This window comes from Dehalococcoidia bacterium (genome assembly GCA_025060295.1).
Classification (GTDB): domain Bacteria; phylum Chloroflexota; class Dehalococcoidia; order Lucifugimonadales; family HRBIN23; genus HRBIN23.
Window position 1 is genome coordinate 76,483 of sequence record JANXCH010000009.1, and the last position, 19,946, is coordinate 96,428.

Genomic DNA, 19,946 nt, shown 5'->3' on the forward strand with positions numbered 1-19,946 from the left:
CTTCACCTCCGCTCATAGAGGCCTAAAACGGTGCGCACCGCCCGCACCAGAGCCTCCTCCTCATCGGGGAGCACGGTGCGGGGGTCGAGCACGACCCGCTCGTTCTGGATGCGGGCGATGACGGGGGGGCGCTGGTGGCGCAAGCGTCGGGCCAGTTCCTGTGCCCCCCCTGGGATGGCCTCGGCCGATAGAGCCACCAGCCATGTGGGCAGGGTCTCCCCAGGGAGGCTTCCGCCCCCCAAAGTGGATTCCCCCCGGCACACCTGGGCAGCGGCGCCGAAGGCCTTTTGCCAGGCATGCGCCTGCTCTTCCAGGCTCTGCAAGGGGCGCGCCACCATCTGCCAGATGGGGATGCGCTGCACTGCCTCCCCTTTGAGGTAGTGCAGCAGTGTTGCCGATAGGCCGGCCAGGCTGACCTTGTCTATGCGCACCGCCCGCGCCAGGGGGTGGCGTGCCAGGAGGCGCACCCACTGCTTTTTCCCCACCACTAAGCCTGCCTGAGGGCCCCCCAGCAGTTTATCCCCCGAGAAGAACACCAGGTCTGCCCCGGCGCGAATACTCTCTTGGGGCATTGGTTCGTGGGCCAGGCCGAAGGCCTCGGTAGGGAGCAGGCATCCGCTCCCCAGGTCGTGTAACACGGGGATGCCCCGGGCCTGCCCCAGGGCCACCAACTCCTCCAGGGAGGGTTCGTGCACAAACCCCAGCAGGCGAAAGTTGGAGCGATGCACCCGCAAAAGGGCAGCCGTGGCGGGCGTCAGGGCGCTCTCATAGTCGGACAGGTAGGTGCGATTGGTGGTGCCCACTTCAACGAGCGTGGCCCCGGACTGGCGGAGCACCGCGGGGATGCGGAAGCCCCCGCCGATCTCCACCGCCTCACTACGGGAGACGATGACCTCCTTCCCCGGTGCCACAGCCGCCAGCCCCAGGAGCACGGCGCTGGCGTTGTTGTTCACCACCAGGGCATCCTCGGCACCCGTCAAAGTGCATAAGAGGTGGCGCACATGCTCCTGGCGACTGCCCCGCTCCCCTTCCTCGATATCCATCTCCAGATCGCTGTACCCCCGGGCGACATCGTGCATGGCCTGAATCGCCTCGGGGGAGAGGGGGGCCCGCCCGAGATTGGTGTGCAGGATGACGCCCGTGGCGTTGATCACAGGGCGGGGGCCGACACGCCAGCGCTGCTCTGCTAGGGAAGCTACCCGCTCCGCCAGAGTGTCTAGCGGGGGTGGGGGCTGACCCTGGCCGATGCCTTTGCGGGCCTCCTCCACCACAAGACGCACCAGCCCCACAACCGCCTCCCGCTGGTACTGCGCCACCAGGGCCTGCACAAAGGGGTGGCCCATGAGGCGATCCACGCTGGGGAGGGAGCGCAGGGCCTCACTCACGGCGCACTGGGGATTTGGGGACGCCCTTCACTCTTTGTCTTTGGGGGTGGTGGAGCGGCGTATCTGCTCCACATCACGGCTCAGGTCGGCCTGCCGACGGGCAAGATAGAGGAGGTATCCGAAAAAGACTATCCACACCAGGGCGAAAGCCACGAAAAGATAGGGCAAGGCCGATTGCCCAGGGGCTTGCTGTGGTGGGGAAAAAACCTTGAGCCACCCAATAGGGACAAGCCCCCCGACAATGCTCATGGGCATTCTAGGACGCAACGGCATGGCGCACCTTCTCGACCGCCTCCTCCAGGAGGCGCAGGCGGTAACGGTAGACCAATGTGGAGATATACAACAGGGTGAAGGCGAGCATGGAGGCCATGAGGGTCAGGAACATCGGGCGTTCCACGGCGCCCTCCTCCGCGGCGGGGCCAACCACCAGCTCGGGGTGCACATCCCGCCACAACTCCACGGAGAAGTAGATGAGAGGGACGTTCAGGAAGCCCAAGATGCCCAGCACGGCAGCGAAGCGTGCCCCTTGCGTGCCCGTAGGGGCATACGCCCGCAGGAGCAGGTAGCCCACGTAGATGAGCCACAGGATGAGGGAAGTGGTCAGACGGGGCGACCATGTCCACCACACGCCCCATACGGGTTTGGCCCATAGGGAGCCCGACGCCAGCATCAAAGCCCCCAGCACCACGCCGATTTCGGCGCTGGCATAGGCCAGGTGATCCCAACGGGGATTGCCCCGCCACAGGTAGGCGATGCTGGCCACACAGACAACCCCGAACGCCAAGAAGGCCGTCCACGCCAAGGGCACATGGATGTAGAAGATGCGCTGGACGACCCCCATCGTGGCGTCGGTGGGGGCCCACAAAAATACCAAAGCAAGGCTCCCGATAAAGGCCACCCCCGACACCCCTATCAGGGCCCTCGTGCCCCACCCCACACCCGGGCGCAACGCAGGAGTGGCTGCACCGGCCATAGGTTCCTCCTCTGGGGGGCTACTCCCCCAGCACGAAGTCAAACAGTGCCCCGCCTACGATCAGATAGACGATGTCAAAGGCCACCACCAACCCCAGCCATCGTCCGACGCCCTCGCCCTCCCCTGTTATGATAGCACTGGTAATGGCTATCCCTGCAATGATGACCGGCAGAACAATGGGGAAGAAAAGGACCGGGAGCAACACCTCCCGCGCCCGCGTGTGGGCCACCATGGCCGAAAACACCACTCCCACAGCACTAAACCCTATGGTGCAAAGGAAGGTGGCCGCCCACAGAAGCGGGAGCACAAAGGGCAGGTTGAACAGGGCGGAGAACACGGGGAGCACCAGCGCCTCTACCCCCACCAAGAAGAGCACACTGGCCAGGACTTTGCCGGTGTACAGCAGGGAACGGGGAACGGGGCAGGTGAGGAGGCCCTCCAGTCCCCCCTGCTCCCGCTCCACCGAGAATAAGCGCACAAAGCCCAAGGTGCCCAGGAATGTGATGGCCGCCCACAGCACACCGGGGGCCACAAGAGGCACCAGCGCCGGGCGGGGCTCAAAGGAGAAGGTGAACATTACCACCAGGGCAATGACGAAAACCAGCAGGGGGAGCACCAGTTCCCGACTGCGCACCTCGATCAGGAGGTCTTTCCACACCAGGCCCCACAGCGCGCGGCCGAGCGCCTCCACGCTAGCCCCCTTGCACTCCCATAAGGCGACGGTAGGCGTCCTGGAATGTAGCGGCGTTGGCGCGGGAGTGGGGTTCGGCTAGGGCCACCCGCCCCCGATGCAAGGCCACTGCCTGGTGCCCCAACGCCAGACCCCACGCCACCTGATGGGTGGTTAAGACCACTGCCCCCCCATGCTCACAGTGCTCCCGTATCACCTGCTCCAGAGTGGCTACCGATGGGGCGTCCAACCCCGCCTCGGGCTCGTCCAGCAGGAGCACAGGGGGCTGGTGGAGCAGGGCACGGGCTAACCCCGCCCGCTTTTGCAGACCGTGGGAGAGGGTGCGCACCCGTTGGTGCAGGCGCTCCGTCAGCCCGAGGCGGTCGGCCAGGGTCTCAATACGCGCCGAAGGCCGCTGCAGACCAAACATGCGTGCATAGAACAGCAGGTTCTCCCACACCGTCAGATCCGCATACAGGAAGGGGTTGTGGGTCAGGACTCCCACGCGCCTTTGCACCTCCAGGGGGTGGGTGTGCAGGGGAAAGCCTGCCACCTGTGCCCAGCCCTCCGTTGGGCGGGCCAGGCCGGCCAGCACCTTCACTAATGTCGTCTTGCCCGAGCCGTTGGGGCCCAGCACGACCAACGTCTGCCCCCACTCCACAGCCAGGTTCACCTGGTGCAAAGCCAGGTAGGGGCCATAGGTGCGCGTCAGGCCGCGGACCTCCACAGCGAGCATAGAAGCGCGGTGCTCCTTTCTTGTAAGGAATCCTACTCCCCTCGTGGTGAGAGGGGCAATGGCGGGCGGGCCATATGCTAGGATAGACATGAAACCTGCCAGGGACGGATGGATGGTTGAAACGATTTTCATTGGGGTGGCGTGGCCCTATGCCAACGGACCCCTGCACCTGGGGCACATTGCGGGATGTTACCTTCCTGCTGATATCTTTGCCCGCTACCAGCGCCTGCGGGGCAACCGGGTGCTGATGGTCTCTGGCTCCGATCAGCACGGGACGCCCATCACCCTGCGCGCCGAGCAGGAGGGTCTCACCCCCCAGCAGGTGGTGGACAAGTATCACGCCCAGTTTCTACGGGATTGGGAGCGGTTGGGCATCTCCTTTGACCTCTACACCACCACAGGCACCGACAACCACCGGCAGGTGGTGCACGACCTGTTCCGCACCTTGCTGCACAAGGGGGTAATCTACCCAAGCACCCAACATCAGCCCTACTGTCCTACCGACCGACGCTTTCTGCCCGACCGTTATGTGGAGGGCACCTGCCCCTTCTGCCGCTATGAGCGGGCGCGGGGCGACCAGTGCGAGCGGTGTGGCAAACCTCTTAATCCCCAAGACCTCATCGGGATGCGCTGTCGCCTGTGCGGGCAGACGCCCCAGATACGGGAGACACGCCACTACTTCCTGCGCCTGTCGGACTTCCAGGGGCGCCTGTTGGATTGGGTGCGCACCAAAGAGAGCGTGTGGCGTCCCAATGTCTATAACTTCACTCTGCGCTTCCTGGAGGGGGGGCTCCAGGACCGCGCCATCACCCGCGACCTGGAATGGGGGGTGCCTGTACCTGTGGACGACCCCGACTTCCGCACCAAGCGCATCTATGTGTGGTTTGAGGCGGTGATCGGCTACCTGTCGGCAGCCAAGGAGTGGGCACTGCGGCGGGGGGAGGCAGAGGTGTGGCGGGAGTTCTGGCAGAACCCCGCCTGTCGCCACTACTACTTCATCGGCAAGGACAACATCCCCTTCCACACCGTCATCTGGCCGGCCATGTTGATGGCCTATGGCGATTGGACACCCGAGAAAGGGGGCGCCTACAACCTCCCCTACGATGTGCCGGCCAACGAGTTCCTGAACCTGGAGCGCCAGAAGTTCTCCACCTCCCAGAACTGGGCTGTGTGGGTGCCCGACGCGCTGGAGCGCTATGCCCCCGATGCCCTGCGCTACTGTTTGACGGCCATTATGCCCGAAACCGCGGACGCCGACTTCACCTGGCGGGAGTTCGTGCGGCGCACCAACGACGAACTTGTGGCTACCTACGGCAACCTGGTGCACCGTGTGGTGAGCCTGACGGTGCGCCATTGTGCAGGGCGGGTGCCCCAACCCACCTCCTGCACCCACGAGGATACAGCCTTGCAGGACTTGGCCCGGGCGACCCTGGGTAAGGTGGGGGAGGCGTTGGGGCTGTGCCGCTTTCGGGAGGCGCTAGGGCACGCTATGGCCCTGGCCCAGGAGGCCAACCGCTACTTAGACCAGACCGCCCCCTGGCGTCTGGTGCGGGAGGACCCCCAGAGGGCGTCCGCCGTGCTGTGGACGGCCTTGCTGGTGGTGTCGGCACTTAAGACCTGCATGGCCCCCTTCCTGCCCTTCTCGTCCCAGCGCTTGCACCACATGCTGGGGTGGAGCGGGCGGGTGGAGGACGCCGGCTGGCGGGTGCAGGAGCCGGTGCCCGGCCACCCCTTGGGCACACCTGAACCCTTGTTTGCCAAACTGGACGATCGCGTCGCCGAGGAGGAGGTGCAACGCCTCCTAGCCCAGCGCCGCGGACCCGCAGGATAGGAGGCGCATGACCCTCCGTTTCTATGAGCCCGTAGTGAAAGACCTGGAAGAGGTGCAGGAGCGGCTGCGCCGGCTGGCCCAGGAGGTGGACGATCCCCGCCTGACCCCCCTGTTCGCCCATCCTTTAGAGGTGCCGGGCAAGCGAGTGCGCCCCACCATTACCCTCCTGGCGGGGCGGCTCACCTCCCAGAACCCGGACAAGATCATCCTCATGGCGACGGCCGTGGAGCTGCTACACATCGCCACCCTGGTGCACGACGACACGGTGGACAACGCCGCCCTCCGCCGGGGGCGGGCGACCCTCTCCAAACTGTTCGGCCCCCAGGTGGCGGTGCTGGTGGGGGATTACCTGTTCGCCGCCTCGGCGGTGCTGGTCTGTCAAACAGGGCACCTGGGGGTGGTGCAGCGCTTCGCCGAAACGATCATGGACTTGGCCAGCGGGGAGTTGGAGGAGCACCTGTCCCGAGGCATTCCTACCCAGACTCGGGATCAGTATTATCGGCGCATCTATCGGAAGACTGCCTCCCTGTTCCGCACGGCAGCCGAGTCGGGGGCGATTCTGTGTGGTGCGCCCGAGGCGTGGGTGGAGGCTATGCGCAGGTATGGGTATGCCCTGGGCATGGCCTTCCAGATCGTGGACGACATCCTGGATGTGGACGGGGTGGGGGAGGAGGTGGGCAAGCCGGTGGGCAACGACCTGCGGGAGGGGGTATTGACCCTTCCCGCGCTTCTGTTGCTGGAGCGGTTCCCCCAGGGCAATCCCATCCTCTCCCTGTTGCGGGGGGAGGACACCGAGGCCAACCTGACCCGCGCCCTGGAGATGCTCCGCACCAGTGGGGTGCTCCAGGAGGCGATGCAAGTGGCGCGGGGGTTCTTGCGCCAGGCGGAGGAGGCCCTCGCTCCCCTGCCCCCCAGCGACAGCAAGGAGTGTCTGCTGGCCTTGGCCGACTATGTGGTGGGGAGGCGTAAGTAGGAGAGGACAGATGCGCTACCGGTTCCGACGGTTTGCCTTTGGGTTCCCCCTGGGGCCTTTCGGGTTCGGCCTCTACTTTGGTGCACGGCGATGGTTCGGTCCCCCCTTCCGTCCCTACCGACGGGAGGACTACCGCCGCTGGCTGGAGGAGTATCAGCGCGACCTCCAGGACTACCGCCAAAGCCTGCAGGAGGAACTCCAAGAGGTGGAGGCGGAGCTGCGCGAGGTGGCCGAGGAGCTGCAACGGCTGGGACGGGAGCCCTCCTAGCCCCGCCCCTGTTGCCTGGAGGTGGCGCGGGACCCCGGCGGGCTCCCGCGGCTTCTATTGCCCTCCCCTCGCCTCGGCTCCCATGCGTCGGGGCTTGTCCCTGCCACAGGCAGTAGTAGGTGGGGGATACCCCCGTAAGGGACCCCAGACACCATAGCCTCCCCGACGGCTTCACCGTACCGTCCACCCCCTCTTGACAAAAGTGGAACACCTGTTCTATCCTTTGGCCAGATAGGAAATAGAACTGATGTTCTCCCTCTGGGGGTGCTTGAGGGGAGACACCCCCGGAGGGCCTACAGGGGGGGTACCCATGCAGGACACGCCTCGACGCACAGGCAGACAACTGGGCCTACCGGGCGTCATGCCCCTCCCCCCCGTAGAGGTGGCCCGCCCCAGCACCCTTCGGCAAGGGCAAGAGGTGGTCTACATCGGCCGTGTGCCGGGTGGCCCTAGCCGAGGGGTGTGGGGGCGTGTCCAACGCCTGACCCCCCGAGGGGCGTGGGTGCACTTCGGTCCTGCTGGCTCCTGGCTGGTGCCTCACCACCTTTTGGGCATCCCCCGCCCCGTTGAGGTTTCCCCCTTCCCTGACACGGAGGGGGGCACACCGTGAACGCCCGCGCCCGCTACCAGGAAATCCGTTGCCGCACCGCCCTCAACCGGGTGGAAGGCATGGGCTTCCGCTGGTCGCTCAACCCCTACCGCGGGTGCGTCCACTCTTGCCACTACTGCTTTGCCCGCCGGTACCACGCCTTCCTGGACCTCTCGGCAGGGGAGGACTTCTCGGGCATCGTCTTCGTCAAGGTCAACATCCCCCAGGTGCTCCGCTGGGAGGTGTGGAGCCCCACCTGGCGCAAGGAGGAGGTGGTCATCGGCACCGCCACCGACCCCTACCAGCCCATAGAGGGGAAGTATCGTCTCACCCGCTCCTGCCTGGAGGTGCTCTGCCAGGTGGCTAACCCTATGAGCCTGGTGACCAAGGGCACCATGGTAGTGCGGGACACCGATGTGCTGGCCGACCTGTCCCGTCGGGCGGGGTGTAGCGTGTGCATCAGCGTGCCCACCCTGGACACCGCCATCTGGCGGCGGATGGAGCCGGGCACCCCCCCTCCGCAGAAGCGCCTGTGGGCGGTGGAGCGCCTGGCCCAAGCGGGGGTGCGGGCGGGTGTGCTCATCGCCCCCATCGTCCCGGGTCTTACCGATGGCCCCTTCCAGTTGGCCCAGGTGGTGCGGGCGGCCAAGGAGCACGGGGCGTCTTTCGTGGGGGCGTCCCTTCTGCGTCTCCAGAGTGGCGTGCGGGAGCATTTCCTCCAGTGGCTAGGGGGGGAGTTCCCCCACCTGCGCCCTATCTACCAGCGCCTCTACACAGGGGCCTATGTCCCCTGGCGGTTTCAGTCGGCCGTGTTGGCCCGGGTGGAGGGCCTCAAACAGCGCTACGGACTGGCAGAGCGCCCACAGCCCGGGGCATCGGCACCCCGCCAGTTGGCCTTTGCCCTTTAGCCTTTGGGGGCGAAGGTGCGCAACGCCTCACGCACCATCTCCCGGCTGGAGCCGTGGGCAAAAGCCAGGATGGGGAGGGTCACACCCGCCCCCCGGTAGGCCTCTAGCCCCTCCCGGCACTGGGCGGGCGTGCCCGCAAGGGCCAGGTCGTCCAACATGGTGTCGCTCACCAGGCGGGCAGCGCGCTCTCGGTCCCTGTGCTGCCACGCCTGGCGGATGGCCTCTGCCTCCTCCACATACCCGTAGCGCCGCACCAGGGTGTTGTAGTAGACCCCCATCCCTCCAATGTAGTAGGCCACATGGGCGCGAGCCAGGGCGCGTGCGCTGGCCCCATCGGCGGAGACTGCGGTGATGATGTAAGGGGCGATCTCAATGTGAGAGAGGGAGCGCCCCCGGGCGGCGGCCCCCTCCTCCAGGGGCTTCAGGTAGACCTCCCGAAAGCGGGAGCGGGACGGCAGGAAGGGGATGCACCCATCCGCCAGTTCGCCGGTCAGGCGGAGGTTCTGGGGCCCCATAGCGGCGATGAAGATGGGCAGGTGGGCACGCCGAGGGGTAAAGGCCAGGCGGAAGTTCTGCAGGCGGAACACGCGCCCTTGATAGTTCACCCGTTGCCCGCTCCAGATCAAGCGGAGAATTTCGACATATTCCCGTGTGCGCTCCAGAGGATGGTGGAAGGGGACACCGTGCCACTGCTCAATGACAATCTGCCCGCTGACACCCAGCCCCAAGATAAACCGCCCCCCCGACACTTCGTCCAAAGTGGCGGCGGCCATGCCGATGAGGGCGGGCGTACGGCTGTACACATTCACGATTCCCGCCCCCAACTGAATGCGTTGGGTCCCCAAAGCGAAATAGGCGAGGGAGGTGAACACCTCCCGTCCCCAGGACTCCCCCAGCCACACCGAATGGTAGCCCAACGCCTCCGCCTCCCGAATCAGGTCCAAAGAGGTGACCAGGTCGCTGTCCTCCTGTCGCGGGGTGATGCCTATCCGCTCCATAGCAAGCTCCTTCATCAAGTAGGATATGAGAGGCTCTGGTGCTCCCGGGTGCGTTGCAGGACCACGATGGCCTCCCGCCGGATGGAAAGCAACACCGTCCGCCCCGGGGTCAGGTCCAGGGGGAGGTAACTGTACGGGGGGAAGCGGGCCTCCACCACTGCCCCATTCTCCAATGCCACGCGCAGGGTGTGCACTTGGGGGCCGGGGCGATGCTCTACGATGCGCCCCGTAACCATGTTGTGGCGCACCGCCTCCGTTAGGGGACGGTCGGGGTAGAGAACCTTCACCTGGTGGGGACGAATGTACCCCGTTACAGTCTGTCCCGGGGGAAGGGGTTGGGGCAAGGCCTCTAACAGCAAACCATCCCAGTCCAGGGACAATCCCTCCGGCGTGGAGGCGACCACCTGCGCCGTAAACAGGTTGCCGATACCCAAGAGGCGCGCCACCGCGGCGTCCACAGGGGTGTGAAAGACCTCCTGCACCGGGCCGACCTGCACCACCCGCCCCTGGTGCATAACGGCCAGGCGATGCCCCACAGCGAAAGCGTCCTCTAGGTCGTGGGTCACCAACACCACCACCAACCCCAGGGTTTTTTGCAAAGCGACGAGTTCCCCACGCAGGCGCTCCCGCACGGGGAGGTCAAGGGCCGAGAAAGGCTCGTCCAAGAGCAATACCTGGGGCTGCACTGCCAGCGCTCGCGCCAGGGCCACCCGCTGTTGCTGTCCCCCGGACAACTCCCAGGGGTAGCGGTCCGCAAGGTGCTCCAGATGCATGTGCTTCAGGAGGGCCAGAGCCTGCAAGCGCCCCTCACCCCCCCGCAGAGGATAAGCCACATTCTCCAGCGCCGTCATGTGGGGGAACAGGGCATAGTCTTGGAACACATAGCCGATGCGCCGCAGGCGTGGGGGCACCCAGATAGCGGGGCCAGGCCGCCCGCGGCGGAAGAGGGTGCGCCCATTCAGGACAATCTCCCCCGCATCGGGGCGCGTGAGCCCCGCAATGGTGTGGAGGGTCTGGGTCTTGCCGGCGCCTGAGGGGCCGAACAGCACCAGCACCTCCTGCCCCACCTGCAGGGTGACCTGTAAGACAAAGTCCCCCAGGCGCTTTTCTATGTCCACCAGCAACCGAGCGTCCATGCCGTGCACCCTACCGGCGGCCGGGGGTGGGGCGCTGGGCCTCCATCCTCCGCACCACCCACAGCCCCAGCAAGGATATCCCCGTGAGGAGGAGCACCATCTGATTGGCCAGAGCGTAGTCGCTGTTCTGGACGGCGTCGTAGACGGCTAAGGGGAGGGTTTGGGTGCGCCCTGGGATGCTCCCGGCCACCATTAGGGTCGCCCCGAAGTCTCCCAAGGCCCGTGCCGAGCCTAAAAGGATGCCTGCCAAGATGCCCCGCCGTGCCAAGGGCAGGGTGATACGCCACAGCACCTCCCACTCCCGGGAGCCCAGGGTGCGGGCGACCTGCTCCAGGGCGGGGTCCACACTGGCGATGGCGGCACGGGACGCCTGCACCATGAGGGGGAGGCCCATGACCGCCGAGGCTACCGCCGCCGCCCACCAAGTGAAGACGATGTCTACCCCCAGCCACTCCTTGAGGGGGCTCCCCCTCCCTAAAGCGATGAGGAGGTAGTAGCCCACTACTGTCGGGGGCAGCACCAGAGGGAGGGTTACCACAAGTTCTACTAGTGTGCGCCCAGGAAACCGCAGGCGCGCCAACACCAGGGCTAGTCCCAATCCCACCACGAAGATGATCAGGGAGGCGAGGGCCGTCACTCGCAGGGAGAGGAGGAGGGCATCACTCACGGCGCCTCCCCCAGGGGTGGTCTCACAACAGTCCCCCTAGCGGGCGAACTCAATTTTGCGGAAGGCCTCGGCATAGGGCACCTCCACGCGTTGCCCGTTCAGGCGCGCCCACTCCTTCACCCGTTCTGCCACGGCGTTGAAGTCGCTGAACTGGCTCTTGTGGCAGGCGAGGGCTCGCAGTTTGGTCTCTAAGGTGTCAGTGATGTCGCTAAACACATCGGGCTGGTCCGGCCCCCAGAACAGCACGGCCCCTACCTTATGGGTATCCAGGCCCTCCAGCAGGTGCTCGGGGTAGTAGAGGTGGTCGCGACAGTAGGGGTAGCAGGCGTCCATGGCCACGAGGCCGGCAATGCGGTGATCCCGGTGGGAGAAGCGGAGGCGGGGGAACGGCTCGGAGGTAAGCACCACATCGGGCTTGACGCGGCGGATTTCCCGTACCACCTTGCCCCGAAACTCCTTCGTATCCTCCAGGCCCCCGTCGGGGTAGCGGAGGAACACCACCTCCCTTACTCCCAGCATCCGTGCCGCTTCTATCTGCTCTGCCTCGCGGATGGCGGCCAGGCGCTCGGGGGTGAGGGAGCGGTCACTGGTGCCACTGTCGCCGCTGGTGGCCAGCACATAGACGATGTGGGCCCCCTCCCGTGCCCACCGAGCCACCGTGCCGGCGCACCCGAACTCGGCGTCATCCGGGTGGGCGAATACCACCAGAACCCGTTCGGGCGTGGGCAAGGCGTTGAGCATAGGCATCTCCCTCCCGTGGGGAGCTCTCGGGCGCGGCTCTAACTCCGGAATAATCGCCATCACCCCGCCTGCCCCCAAAGGGCGCTTTCTGTCATGCTATACTACCAGGGATGGCTTCCCCATGTGCATTGGCCGGCGGGAAGGAGAGGCACTATGGCCGTTGCCCCATCCCTGACGGAGCGGTTGGTAGACCGTGCCCTTGCGGTGCGCTGGGAGAAGGTGCCTCCCCAGGCCCAGGAGCGCGTCAAGCACCTCTTTCTGGATTTTTTGGGTGTGGCTCTAGGGGGTAGGGGATTGGCCGACTCCACGCCTGCCGTTCGGCGGGCTGGGCAGGCCTTGGCCAAAGGGGCGCGGGGAACCTGCACCGTGGTGGGGGAGAACCGCCGGTATCCGCCTCCTGTGGCGGCCTTCCTCAATGCCACCTTCGCCCATAGCTTGGACTTTGACGACACCCATCGGGAATCCATCATCCATCCCGGGGCGCCCATCTTTGCCACCCTGCTCGCTTTGGCCGAGGTGCACCACACCTCGGGGAAGGTGTTCCTGGAAGCGGCCCTGGCGGGGTATGAGGTTACCTGCCGCATCGGGATAGCCCACGGGGAGGCGGTGCATCGGCGGGGCTTCCATCCCACAGCCACCACGGGGGTTTTCGGTGCCGTGGCGGCGGGGGCGCACCTGTTGGGCCTGTCCCCAGAGGCGACCTTGGACGCCCTAGGCTTGGCAGGGAGTATGGCCAGCGGCTCCCTGCAGTTCATCGCCACTGGGGGGTGGAACAAGCGGGTGCATGTGGGGCTGGCCGCCCACAACGCCCTGTATGCCCTCACCCTGGCCCAGAGCGGGGTTCGGGGGGCACGCCAGCCCCTGGAAGGCACCTATGGCTACCTCCGCGCCTACGGCGACGGGACGGTGGACATGACCCGCGCCAGCCTGGGGGACGGGGACTGGCAGGTTTTACACACCGCCGTGAAACCCTATCCCTCGTGCCGCTACAATCACGCTGTCATTGACGCCATTGTGGACTTGGCTCGGCGTTACGAGATTGACCCCGCCGAGGTGAGGCGCATCCGCGTAGTCCTGCCCCCGGTAGGGCATGCCCTGGTGGCAGTCCCGCCCGAGCAAAAGCGTCGCCCCCACACCAGTGTGGAGGGTCAGTTTAGCGTCTACTTCGCCGCCGCGGTCGCCCTGCTGCAGAAGGGCTTGACCTGGGGCAGTTACCAGCGCCTGCACGACCCCCAGGTGCAGGCCCTGATGGAGCGCGTCTGTGCCGAGGCCGACGCCACTGTGGAGGGGATGGGGGCGCGGGTAACCCTGGAGGGATACGCCGGCCAGCGGTGGGAGACCAGCATACGCTACCCGCGGGGCGAGCCGGAAAACCCCCTTCCCTGGCCCCACCTGGTGGGGAAGTTCCTGGACCTGGCGTGCACGGTGCTCCCTCGGGAGCATGCGGACCGCCTTCTGGACAGGGTGTCCACTGTGGAGATGGAGGCGGATATGGCCTCCCTTATCTGTCTGTTGCGTCCTGCTTAACGCCTATGCTCCTCACCGGCTATCGCATTCTGGACTTGACAGACCAGTGGGGGATGCTGGCGGGGCGGATGTTGGCCGATATGGGTGCCCAGGTCATCGCCGTGGAGCCGCCGGGGGGCAATCCCGCCCGCCGTCTGCCCCCCTTTTGGAAAGATGACATAACTTGTAGCCTGTTCTGGGAGGCCTATGCGGGGGGCAAGAAGAGCATCACCCTAGACCTGACCCATCCCGACGGGCGGGAGGTGTTCCTGCGCCTTCTGGCCGTGAGTGATGCCCTGCTGGAGACCTTTCCTCCTGGAACGCTGGCCCGCTGGGGTTTGGATCACGAGACCCTGCGCCGAGCCAATCCCACTCTGGTGCACACCTCCATCACCCCGTTCGGTCAAACGGGCCCGTATGCCCACTGGAAGGCCACCGATTTGACTATCCAGGCGATGGGGGGGTTGGCCTATGTAACGGGGGACGCCGACCGCCCCCCGGTGCGCATCTCCTTTCCCCAGGCGTGGGTGCTGGCGGGCATCAGCGGGGCCCTGGGGACGATGCTGGCCCTCTTCCACCGCACACGTACCGGGCAGGGCCAGCAGGTAGACCTCTCGGCCCAGCACGCCGTCGCCCGCACCATGGACCGCCTGATCCCTTTCGTGGACTTGCTGGGAGAGGTGCTGGAACGCCACGGCCACTGGGGGCGCCCCGGCGGTGGCCCCTTGCGTCCATCCCTGTGGCCATGTCGGGATGGGTGGGTGTGCGTGCTTATGGTGGGGGGTGGTGTGGGCGCCAAACATATGCAGGGCCTGCTGGCCTGGATGGAGGAGGAGGGCTTCGACCCTGGCCCCCTGAAGGACATGGGGGAGGTGGACTTTGGCTTCAGTCGGGCCGCCATGATACCGGTTGTGGCGGAGGTGCTGGGGCGCTTCCTGGCGCCCAAAACCAAAGCCGAGATTTGGGAGCAGGCCCAGCGCCGGCGTCTCCTGATGGCCCCCGTCTCCACCCCTGGTGAGGCGGCCCAGGTGGCCCTGCGCATCGCTCCCGACTTCTTCCGCAAGGAGGTGGCACCCGACGGGGCGGTGCGGGCAACGGTGGGGCCGTTTGTGCCTCTGGAGGGGGGCAATCCCCGCCGCGCCCCCGCCCTGGGGGAGCATCAGCGGGAGGTGCTGGTGGATATGCTGGGGTATACCCCGGCCGAAGCGATTGTTTTACGGCGGGTTGGAGCGTTAGGCTGAAGGGCGCCATCGCCCCTCATACCCCGAAGGAGCACAGCGTCCATGCGTCATCGCATCCGCCCTGATCCGATGCGCAACCCCAATCCCCACCTGCCCCTGGCAGGGGTGCGCATCGTGGACTTCACCTGGGTGGCGGCGGGGCCAGCCACGACCCGCTATTTCGCCGACTTCGGAGCCACTGTCCTGCGCATAGAGACCAGCGTCTATCCCGACCCTTGGCGCAACTCCGCCCCCTTTGCCGGCAACACGCCCGGCCCCAACCGCTCCGGGGCTTTCGCCCTGGTGAACGCTGGTAAGCGGAGCCTGACCCTGAACATGCGCACGGCCGAGGGGGTGGGCTTGGCGCGCCGGCTCATCCTGGAATGGGCCGATGCGGTGGTGGACAACTTTACCGCGGGCGTGTTGGAGCGCTGGGGGCTGGGGTACGATGTGCTCTCCAGGGAGCGGCCGGATCTGGTTATGCTCTCCATGTCCACCTTCGGGCGGGGTAATCCGTTGGAGAGCCTGCCCGGTTTCGGCCCCCTCATCACGGCCCTGGTGGGCATCACCAACCTGGCGGGCTGGCCCGACAGCACCCCGGTGCCTCCCGGCCCCTCGGCCACCTATACCGATTTCATCGTCCCCCGGCAGGCGGCCACCGCGCTTATTGCCGCTTTGGATTATCGGGAGCGTACGGGGCGGGGGGTGTATATCCCCCTCTCCCAGTTCCTGGCTTCCCTGCACCTGTTGGCACCCCTGATACTGGACGCCCTAGAGAGCGGACGGCAGGCCCAGCGCCAAGGCAACCGGGATACGGGGTGTGTGCCCCACGGATGCTTTCCCTGCGCCGACGGGGAGTGGGTAGCCATCGCCGTGGAAACGGATGCCCACTGGCGTGCCTTGCGCCAGGTGATGGGGTGCCCTGCGTGGGCAGACGACCCGTGGTTGGACACTGTGCTCGGGCGCAAGGCCCGGGAGGATATGCTGGAGGCCCATCTGGCCCAGTGGACACGGCAATATCCCAGCCAGGTGCTGGTCCAGCGCTTGCAGGAGGCTGGGGTGCCGGCAGGGGTGTGCCACTCGGCGCGGGGCCTGCTCCACGACCCCCAAATGGCCCACCGGGGTGCCTATCCCGAGCTGGAACATCCCGAGATAGGCAAGCATCGGGTGGATGCCCCCGAGATGCTTCTTTCAGCTACCCCGGGCCGTCCTGTGCGTCCTGCCCCCCTCCTGGGGCAGGACACCCTGCTGGTGCTGCGGGAGGTGCTGGGGCTCACGGTGGAGGAGGTGGACGCCTTGCGAGAGAAAGGGGTGTTGCAATAGTTACCACAAGGAATTTGATGACCACTATTGGGTGTAGAGAGGCTAATTCTAGCGACAAAACTTCTGTTTGACGCGGGTGAAAACGCGTTGTCAGCCGTTATACGGAAAATAATCGGCTCAAAACGATACAGGATACACTTGACAATCCTTGCAGAAGGGTTATATTCTTATTTTCTGCTACCATGCCTCTTGCTGTAACCCCTTATCGTGGCCTCACCATCACCGTCAGAGTCCGCCCTGCCTAGGTGAGTTGCGCGCCGGACGAGGAGTGTGAGCATGGCTCTTGCCCGTCGGGGTCTTCCTGTTCGCTCATTTGCCCGCCTGCAACCGCCCCTGGAGGTGCCGGATCTGCTGGCTATCCAGCGGGAGTCGTACCAATGGTTCCTGCGGGAGGGCATCCGTGAGGTGCTGGAGGAGTTCAGCCCTATAGAGGACTTCACGGGCACCCGTTACGCCCTCTATTTTGACGACTACGCCATCGGGGAACCGACCTACACGGAGGCCCAATGCCGGGAGGAGGGGCACACCTACCAGGCCCCCCTGACCATTCGGGCCCGCCTGGTGCACCGCCAAACGGATGTGGAACTGGAGCAGACCCTTAAGTTCGGTGAAATCCCCATTATGACCCCCCGGGGCACCTTCATTATCAACGGGGCCGAGCGGGTGGTGGTGACCCAACTGGTCCGCTCCCCCGGGGCCTACTTCAACCTGGAGCCAGACCCCACCACGGGCCGCCGCCTGGGTGTGGGGAAGATCATCCCCACCCGGGGGGCGTGGCTGGAGTTTGAGACCACCTCCAAAGACCTGCTTATCGCCCGTATTGACCGCAAGCGGAAGGTGCCGGTTACTACCCTCCTGCGGGCAATCGGGTTCGTGGACGATGAGGAGATTATGGCCCTGTTCGCCGATGTGGACACCGCCCCGGACCACCGCTACATCGCCTCTACTTTAGAGAAAGACCCCCTGTCCACGGACTCGGTGCTGCGGGATGTGGAACCCCAGGAGCCTCCGCGCCCGGACTCCCGCTCCCCCGAGAAACAGAGGGAATACGAGCGCAAGAGGGCCGAATACGAGCGCAAGAGGGAGGAGTTTCGGCGCGACCTCCGGGCTATGTGGGAGAAGACCTGGCCGGAGAAGGACGCCAACGGCCAACCCGTGCGCCCCTACCAAGAGGAGCAGGCACGCCGCCTAGCGGCCGCCCGTTTGGTGTTCTACAGCCGGGTGCGGCCTGGGGAGCCCCTGAGTTTGGCCAACGCCAACGCTGTGCTGGAGGCCCTCTTTTTCAATCCGCGGCGTTACGACCTGGGTATGGCGGGGCGCTATAAACTTAATCGCATTCTGCCCAAGCCTCTGCTGCCCGAAGGGAAGCATCGCACTCTCACCCGGGACGACATTGTGGCAGCGGTGCGATGTCTGATTCAGGTGAACAACGGCGCCTATCCGGAGGACGACATTGACGACCTGGCCAATCGCCGGGTGCGCACGGTGGGGGAGGCGGTGCAGAACGCGCTGCGTTTGGGGTTCCTGCGCCTGGAGAGAGCCGTCAAGGAGCGCATGAGTTCCCAAGAGGAGAAGGAGGGGGCTAGCCCCCAGGCCTTTGTCAACTACCGCCCCGTCCAAGCCGTCATCCGGGAGTTCTTCGGCGGTTCCCAACTGGCCCAGTTCATGGATCAGACCAACCCCTTGGCCGAGCTCACCCACAAGCGTCGTCTGTCTGCCCTGGGGCCCGGGGGGCTCTCCCGGGAGCGGGCGGGCTTTGAGGTGCGGGATGTGCACCACTCCCACTATGGACGCATCTGCCCGATTGAAACTCCCGAAGGGCCCAACGTGGGCCTGTTAGTCTCTTTGGCCACCTACGCCCGTATCAACCCCTACGGCTTCCTGGAGACGCCTTACCGCAAGGTGCACCGGGAGCTGCCCAACACAGACCCTGACCTTGTGGGGCGCATCCTACGCCAAGAGGTGCGGGATGGGCAGGGGCGGGTGCTGGCTTCCCCTGGCCAGAAGATTACCCCTGCCCTGTTCAAGCGGCTGGCTGCTCTGCCCGCCCAGACCATCGCCGTGCGCCCCTTCGTGACCACCCGCCCCGAGGACATCGTCTACCTCACCGCCGATAAGGAGCGGGAGGCCATTATCGCCCAGCCCAATGTGCCGGTGGACAGCAAAGGGCAACTCCTGCCCGAACGGGTGGAGGTCCGCAAGCGGGCCGAGGTTACTATGGAGTCCATCGACCGCGTGGACTACATGGATGTGTCGCCCATGCAGGTGTTCTCCGTCTCGGCGGCCCTCATCCCGTTCCTGGAGCACGACGACGCCAACCGCGCCCTCATGGGCGCCAACATGCAACGCCAAGCCGTGCCCCTGTTGGAAACCGAACCTCCACTGGTCGCCACGGGTCTGGAAACTGAGGTGCCGAAATATTCCGGCATGGTGGTGCGGGCCGAAAAAGACGGCTATGTCGTGTATGTGGACGGGGAACGCATTGTAACGGCCGATCATGCCCTCAGTGGGGAACTCATTCAGAGCACCCGCGGACCGGGGACTTTGCTGCAGTTGGCCCGCAATCAACCTGGAGCTAAAGAGTACGTCCTCAGAAAATTCCGCGGCCTGAATGAAAAAACCTGCTTAAATCAAAAGCCCATCGTGACCTTAGGACAGCGAGTCCAGGCAGGGCAGGTTCTGGCCGATGGCCCCGCCTGTTGTCAGGGTGAATTAGCCTTGGGCCGAAATGTCCTGGTCGCTTTCATGTCCTGGGAAGGTTACAACTTCGAGGACGCGATCATCATCAGCGAGCGGCTTGTGCATGAAGACATCTATACCTCCATCCACATTACCGAGCACGAAACGGAGATTCGCGAAACCAAGCTCGGCAAGGAAGAGTTTACCCGCGACATTCCGAATGAATCGCCTCGGAAGTTAGCCAACCTGGATGAGCATGGCGTAGTCCGCGTAGGTACCTATGTGCGTCCCGGGGACATTCTCGTCGGCAAGATTGCGCCCAAGTCGCGCGCTGAGCTGACCCCGGAAGAGAAGTTGCTTCATGCGATTTTCGGTCGCGCTGGTGAAGACGTTCGCAACGTCAGCCTGGAAGTTCCGCCGGGTATCGAAGGGATCGTCATCCACGCCGAGCGATACAGCCGACGGGCCAGCCTGAGCGAAGAGGAACGCAAGGCTCTCGATGCCCAGGAGAAGGAGATTGAACAGCAGGCTCATAAAGCCATCTGTCAGCAATACCGCCAGTTTGTGGAAAACCTGCAACGCATCCTGGAAAAGAAGGACATTCGCGGTCCAGGCGACAGAATCCTGGGACGTGAGAGGGACGAAAAGACGCAATTGGAAGTGGCGGTTCGCCTGGCAACGGAAGACCCTCAGCAATCGTTTCTCGAATCTCTGCTGGAGCCGCTTCGCAGTCCCGAGCGCAAGAGGCAGGTGGAGGAAGCCTATCATCAAGCCATGGAGCGTATCCGCCAACTGCTCGAAGAACGCGAAGCGAAAATCAACTATCTCAAGCGCGGCGAAGAACTGCCTCAGGGCGTACAGCAGATGGTCAAGGTGTGGATTGCCACCAAGCGGCGAATCTCCGTAGGCGACAAGATGGCCGGTCGCCACGGCAACAAGGGCGTAATCGCCAAAATCCTGCCAGTGCAGGACATGCCGTTCCTGGAAGACGGTACGCCTGTGGACATCATTCTCAATCCGTTGGGAGTGCCCTCGCGAATGAATGTCGGACAGATTCTCGAAACCCACCTGGGCTGGGCGGCGGCCCGGCTGGGCTTCCGTGCCATCAGTCCTGTGTTTGACGGGGCGCGCGAGGAGGAGATCCGTCAGTGCCTGCAGCAAGCGGGGCTGCCTGCCCACGGAAAAGTGCGCCTTTACGACGGACGCACGGGGGAGCCTTTCGATCAGGAAGTAACGGTAGGCTACCTGTACATGATGAAACTGCATCACCTGGTGGACGACAAGATTCATGCTCGAGCCACCGGCCCATACTCACTCATCACGCAGCAACCCTTGGGTGGTAA

Annotated in this window: 18 protein-coding genes; 9 read left to right on the forward strand and 9 right to left on the reverse strand. The window is 65.1% G+C overall.

Annotation, left to right across the window (positions count from 1 at the left end; all coding sequences use genetic code 11):
- Nucleotides 1–2: 2 nt before the first annotated feature.
- The 5 genes from selA to ccmA are packed head-to-tail and all read right to left on the reverse strand — an operon-like array spanning nt 3 to nt 3,764.
- A complete protein-coding gene (selA, locus tag NZ951_04805) occupies nt 3–1,385 on the reverse strand; it encodes an L-seryl-tRNA(Sec) selenium transferase (GenBank protein MCS7207242.1) in 1,383 nt (460 codons plus the stop codon).
- A 27-nt stretch (nt 1,386–1,412) separates the two neighbouring features.
- Nucleotides 1,413–1,658 (reverse strand): CcmD family protein, encoded by a 246-nt coding sequence (locus tag NZ951_04810; GenBank protein ID MCS7207243.1) that lies wholly within the window; start codon nt 1,656–1,658, stop codon nt 1,413–1,415.
- Nucleotides 1,642–2,358: a cytochrome c biogenesis protein gene (locus NZ951_04815; protein ID MCS7207244.1), complete on the reverse strand. Its 717-nt coding sequence runs from the start codon at nt 2,356–2,358 to the stop codon at nt 1,642–1,644. Before NZ951_04815 ends, NZ951_04810 begins: the two co-directional genes overlap by 17 nt.
- Before the next feature lie 19 nt (nt 2,359–2,377).
- Complete coding sequence (locus NZ951_04820) at nt 2,378–3,049, reverse strand: heme exporter protein CcmB (GenBank protein MCS7207245.1); 672 nt, start codon at nt 3,047–3,049, stop codon at nt 2,378–2,380.
- Nucleotide 3,050: 1 nt separating this feature from the next.
- The gene (gene ccmA / locus NZ951_04825) at nt 3,051–3,764 is read right to left on the reverse strand and encodes a heme ABC exporter ATP-binding protein CcmA (GenBank protein MCS7207246.1); all 714 of its coding nucleotides are present in this window, start codon (nt 3,762–3,764) and stop codon (nt 3,051–3,053) included.
- Nucleotides 3,765–3,876: 112 nt separating this feature from the next.
- Here ccmA and metG point away from each other — a divergent pair, with 112 nt between their 5' ends.
- From metG to NZ951_04850, 5 genes are all read left to right on the forward strand, one after another.
- Nucleotides 3,877–5,595, forward strand: a complete 1,719-nt coding sequence (gene metG, locus NZ951_04830) for a methionine--tRNA ligase (GenBank protein ID MCS7207247.1) — start codon at nt 3,877–3,879, stop codon at nt 5,593–5,595.
- A gap of 7 nt (nt 5,596–5,602) precedes the next feature.
- Nucleotides 5,603–6,568 (forward strand): polyprenyl synthetase family protein, encoded by a 966-nt coding sequence (locus NZ951_04835; GenBank protein MCS7207248.1) that lies wholly within the window; start codon nt 5,603–5,605, stop codon nt 6,566–6,568.
- Nucleotides 6,569–6,578: 10 nt separating this feature from the next.
- Entirely contained in the window at nt 6,579–6,836 is a 258-nt protein-coding gene (locus NZ951_04840) for a hypothetical protein (protein MCS7207249.1), read from the forward strand.
- A 310-nt stretch (nt 6,837–7,146) separates the two neighbouring features.
- Nucleotides 7,147–7,446, forward strand: a complete 300-nt coding sequence (locus NZ951_04845) for a hypothetical protein (protein MCS7207250.1) — start codon at nt 7,147–7,149, stop codon at nt 7,444–7,446.
- On the forward strand, nt 7,443–8,333 hold the full coding sequence (locus tag NZ951_04850; GenBank protein ID MCS7207251.1) for a radical SAM protein: 891 nt from the start codon (nt 7,443–7,445) through the stop codon (nt 8,331–8,333). The genes NZ951_04845 and NZ951_04850 overlap by 4 nt, the downstream gene beginning before the upstream one ends.
- Here NZ951_04850 and NZ951_04855 read toward each other — a convergent pair.
- The 4 genes from NZ951_04855 to NZ951_04870 are packed head-to-tail and all read right to left on the reverse strand — an operon-like array spanning nt 8,330 to nt 11,875.
- Nucleotides 8,330–9,331 carry an LLM class flavin-dependent oxidoreductase gene (locus NZ951_04855; protein MCS7207252.1) on the reverse strand — a complete coding sequence of 334 codons (1,002 nt, stop codon included), beginning with the start codon at nt 9,329–9,331 and terminating at the stop codon, nt 8,330–8,332. The genes NZ951_04850 and NZ951_04855 overlap by 4 nt on opposite strands.
- 14 nt (nt 9,332–9,345) lie before the next feature.
- Nucleotides 9,346–10,467, reverse strand: coding sequence for an ABC transporter ATP-binding protein (locus tag NZ951_04860; protein ID MCS7207253.1), 1,122 nt, complete (start codon nt 10,465–10,467; stop codon nt 9,346–9,348).
- 10 nt (nt 10,468–10,477) lie between these two features.
- Nucleotides 10,478–11,134: a molybdate ABC transporter permease subunit gene (gene modB / locus NZ951_04865; GenBank protein ID MCS7207254.1), complete on the reverse strand. Its 657-nt coding sequence runs from the start codon at nt 11,132–11,134 to the stop codon at nt 10,478–10,480.
- Nucleotides 11,135–11,170: 36 nt separating this feature from the next.
- Entirely contained in the window at nt 11,171–11,875 is a 705-nt protein-coding gene (locus NZ951_04870) for a PIG-L family deacetylase (protein ID MCS7207255.1), read from the reverse strand.
- A 153-nt stretch (nt 11,876–12,028) separates the two neighbouring features.
- Between NZ951_04870 and NZ951_04875 the strand changes: the two genes are divergently transcribed.
- From NZ951_04875 to rpoB, 4 genes are all read left to right on the forward strand, one after another.
- Nucleotides 12,029–13,402, forward strand: a complete 1,374-nt coding sequence (locus NZ951_04875) for an MmgE/PrpD family protein (GenBank protein MCS7207256.1) — start codon at nt 12,029–12,031, stop codon at nt 13,400–13,402.
- A 5-nt stretch (nt 13,403–13,407) separates the two neighbouring features.
- On the forward strand, nt 13,408–14,622 hold the full coding sequence (locus NZ951_04880) for a CoA transferase (GenBank protein MCS7207257.1): 1,215 nt from the start codon (nt 13,408–13,410) through the stop codon (nt 14,620–14,622).
- Between the two features lie 42 nt (nt 14,623–14,664).
- Nucleotides 14,665–15,924, forward strand: a complete 1,260-nt coding sequence (locus NZ951_04885) for a CoA transferase (GenBank protein MCS7207258.1) — start codon at nt 14,665–14,667, stop codon at nt 15,922–15,924.
- 276 nt (nt 15,925–16,200) lie between these two features.
- Nucleotides 16,201–19,946: DNA-directed RNA polymerase subunit beta (rpoB, locus tag NZ951_04890; protein ID MCS7207259.1), on the forward strand; the 3,746-nt coding region annotated here is incomplete at its 3' end.

What these genes read in the sequence shown, in the direction of transcription:
- NZ951_04860 (MCS7207253.1), bottom strand. Translation starts at nt 10,467, where the DNA reads ATGGACGCTCGGTTGCTGGTGGACATAGAAAAGCGCCTGGGGGACTTT.
- NZ951_04810 (MCS7207243.1), bottom strand. Translation starts at nt 1,658, where the DNA reads ATGCCGTTGCGTCCTAGAATGCCCATGAGCATTGTCGGGGGGCTTGTC.
- metG (MCS7207247.1), top strand. Translation starts at nt 3,877, where the DNA reads ATGGTTGAAACGATTTTCATTGGGGTGGCGTGGCCCTATGCCAACGGA.
- NZ951_04855 (MCS7207252.1), bottom strand. Translation starts at nt 9,331, where the DNA reads ATGGAGCGGATAGGCATCACCCCGCGACAGGAGGACAGCGACCTGGTC.
- NZ951_04835 (MCS7207248.1), top strand. Translation starts at nt 5,603, where the DNA reads ATGACCCTCCGTTTCTATGAGCCCGTAGTGAAAGACCTGGAAGAGGTG.
- NZ951_04875 (MCS7207256.1), top strand. Translation starts at nt 12,029, where the DNA reads ATGGCCGTTGCCCCATCCCTGACGGAGCGGTTGGTAGACCGTGCCCTT.
- NZ951_04885 (MCS7207258.1), top strand. Translation starts at nt 14,665, where the DNA reads ATGCGTCATCGCATCCGCCCTGATCCGATGCGCAACCCCAATCCCCAC.
- NZ951_04880 (MCS7207257.1), top strand. Translation starts at nt 13,408, where the DNA reads ATGCTCCTCACCGGCTATCGCATTCTGGACTTGACAGACCAGTGGGGG.
- NZ951_04815 (MCS7207244.1), bottom strand. Translation starts at nt 2,358, where the DNA reads ATGGCCGGTGCAGCCACTCCTGCGTTGCGCCCGGGTGTGGGGTGGGGC.
- NZ951_04870 (MCS7207255.1), bottom strand. Translation starts at nt 11,875, where the DNA reads ATGCTCAACGCCTTGCCCACGCCCGAACGGGTTCTGGTGGTATTCGCC.
- NZ951_04840 (MCS7207249.1), top strand. Translation starts at nt 6,579, where the DNA reads ATGCGCTACCGGTTCCGACGGTTTGCCTTTGGGTTCCCCCTGGGGCCT.
- NZ951_04845 (MCS7207250.1), top strand. Translation starts at nt 7,147, where the DNA reads ATGCAGGACACGCCTCGACGCACAGGCAGACAACTGGGCCTACCGGGC.
- ccmA (MCS7207246.1), bottom strand. Translation starts at nt 3,764, where the DNA reads ATGCTCGCTGTGGAGGTCCGCGGCCTGACGCGCACCTATGGCCCCTAC.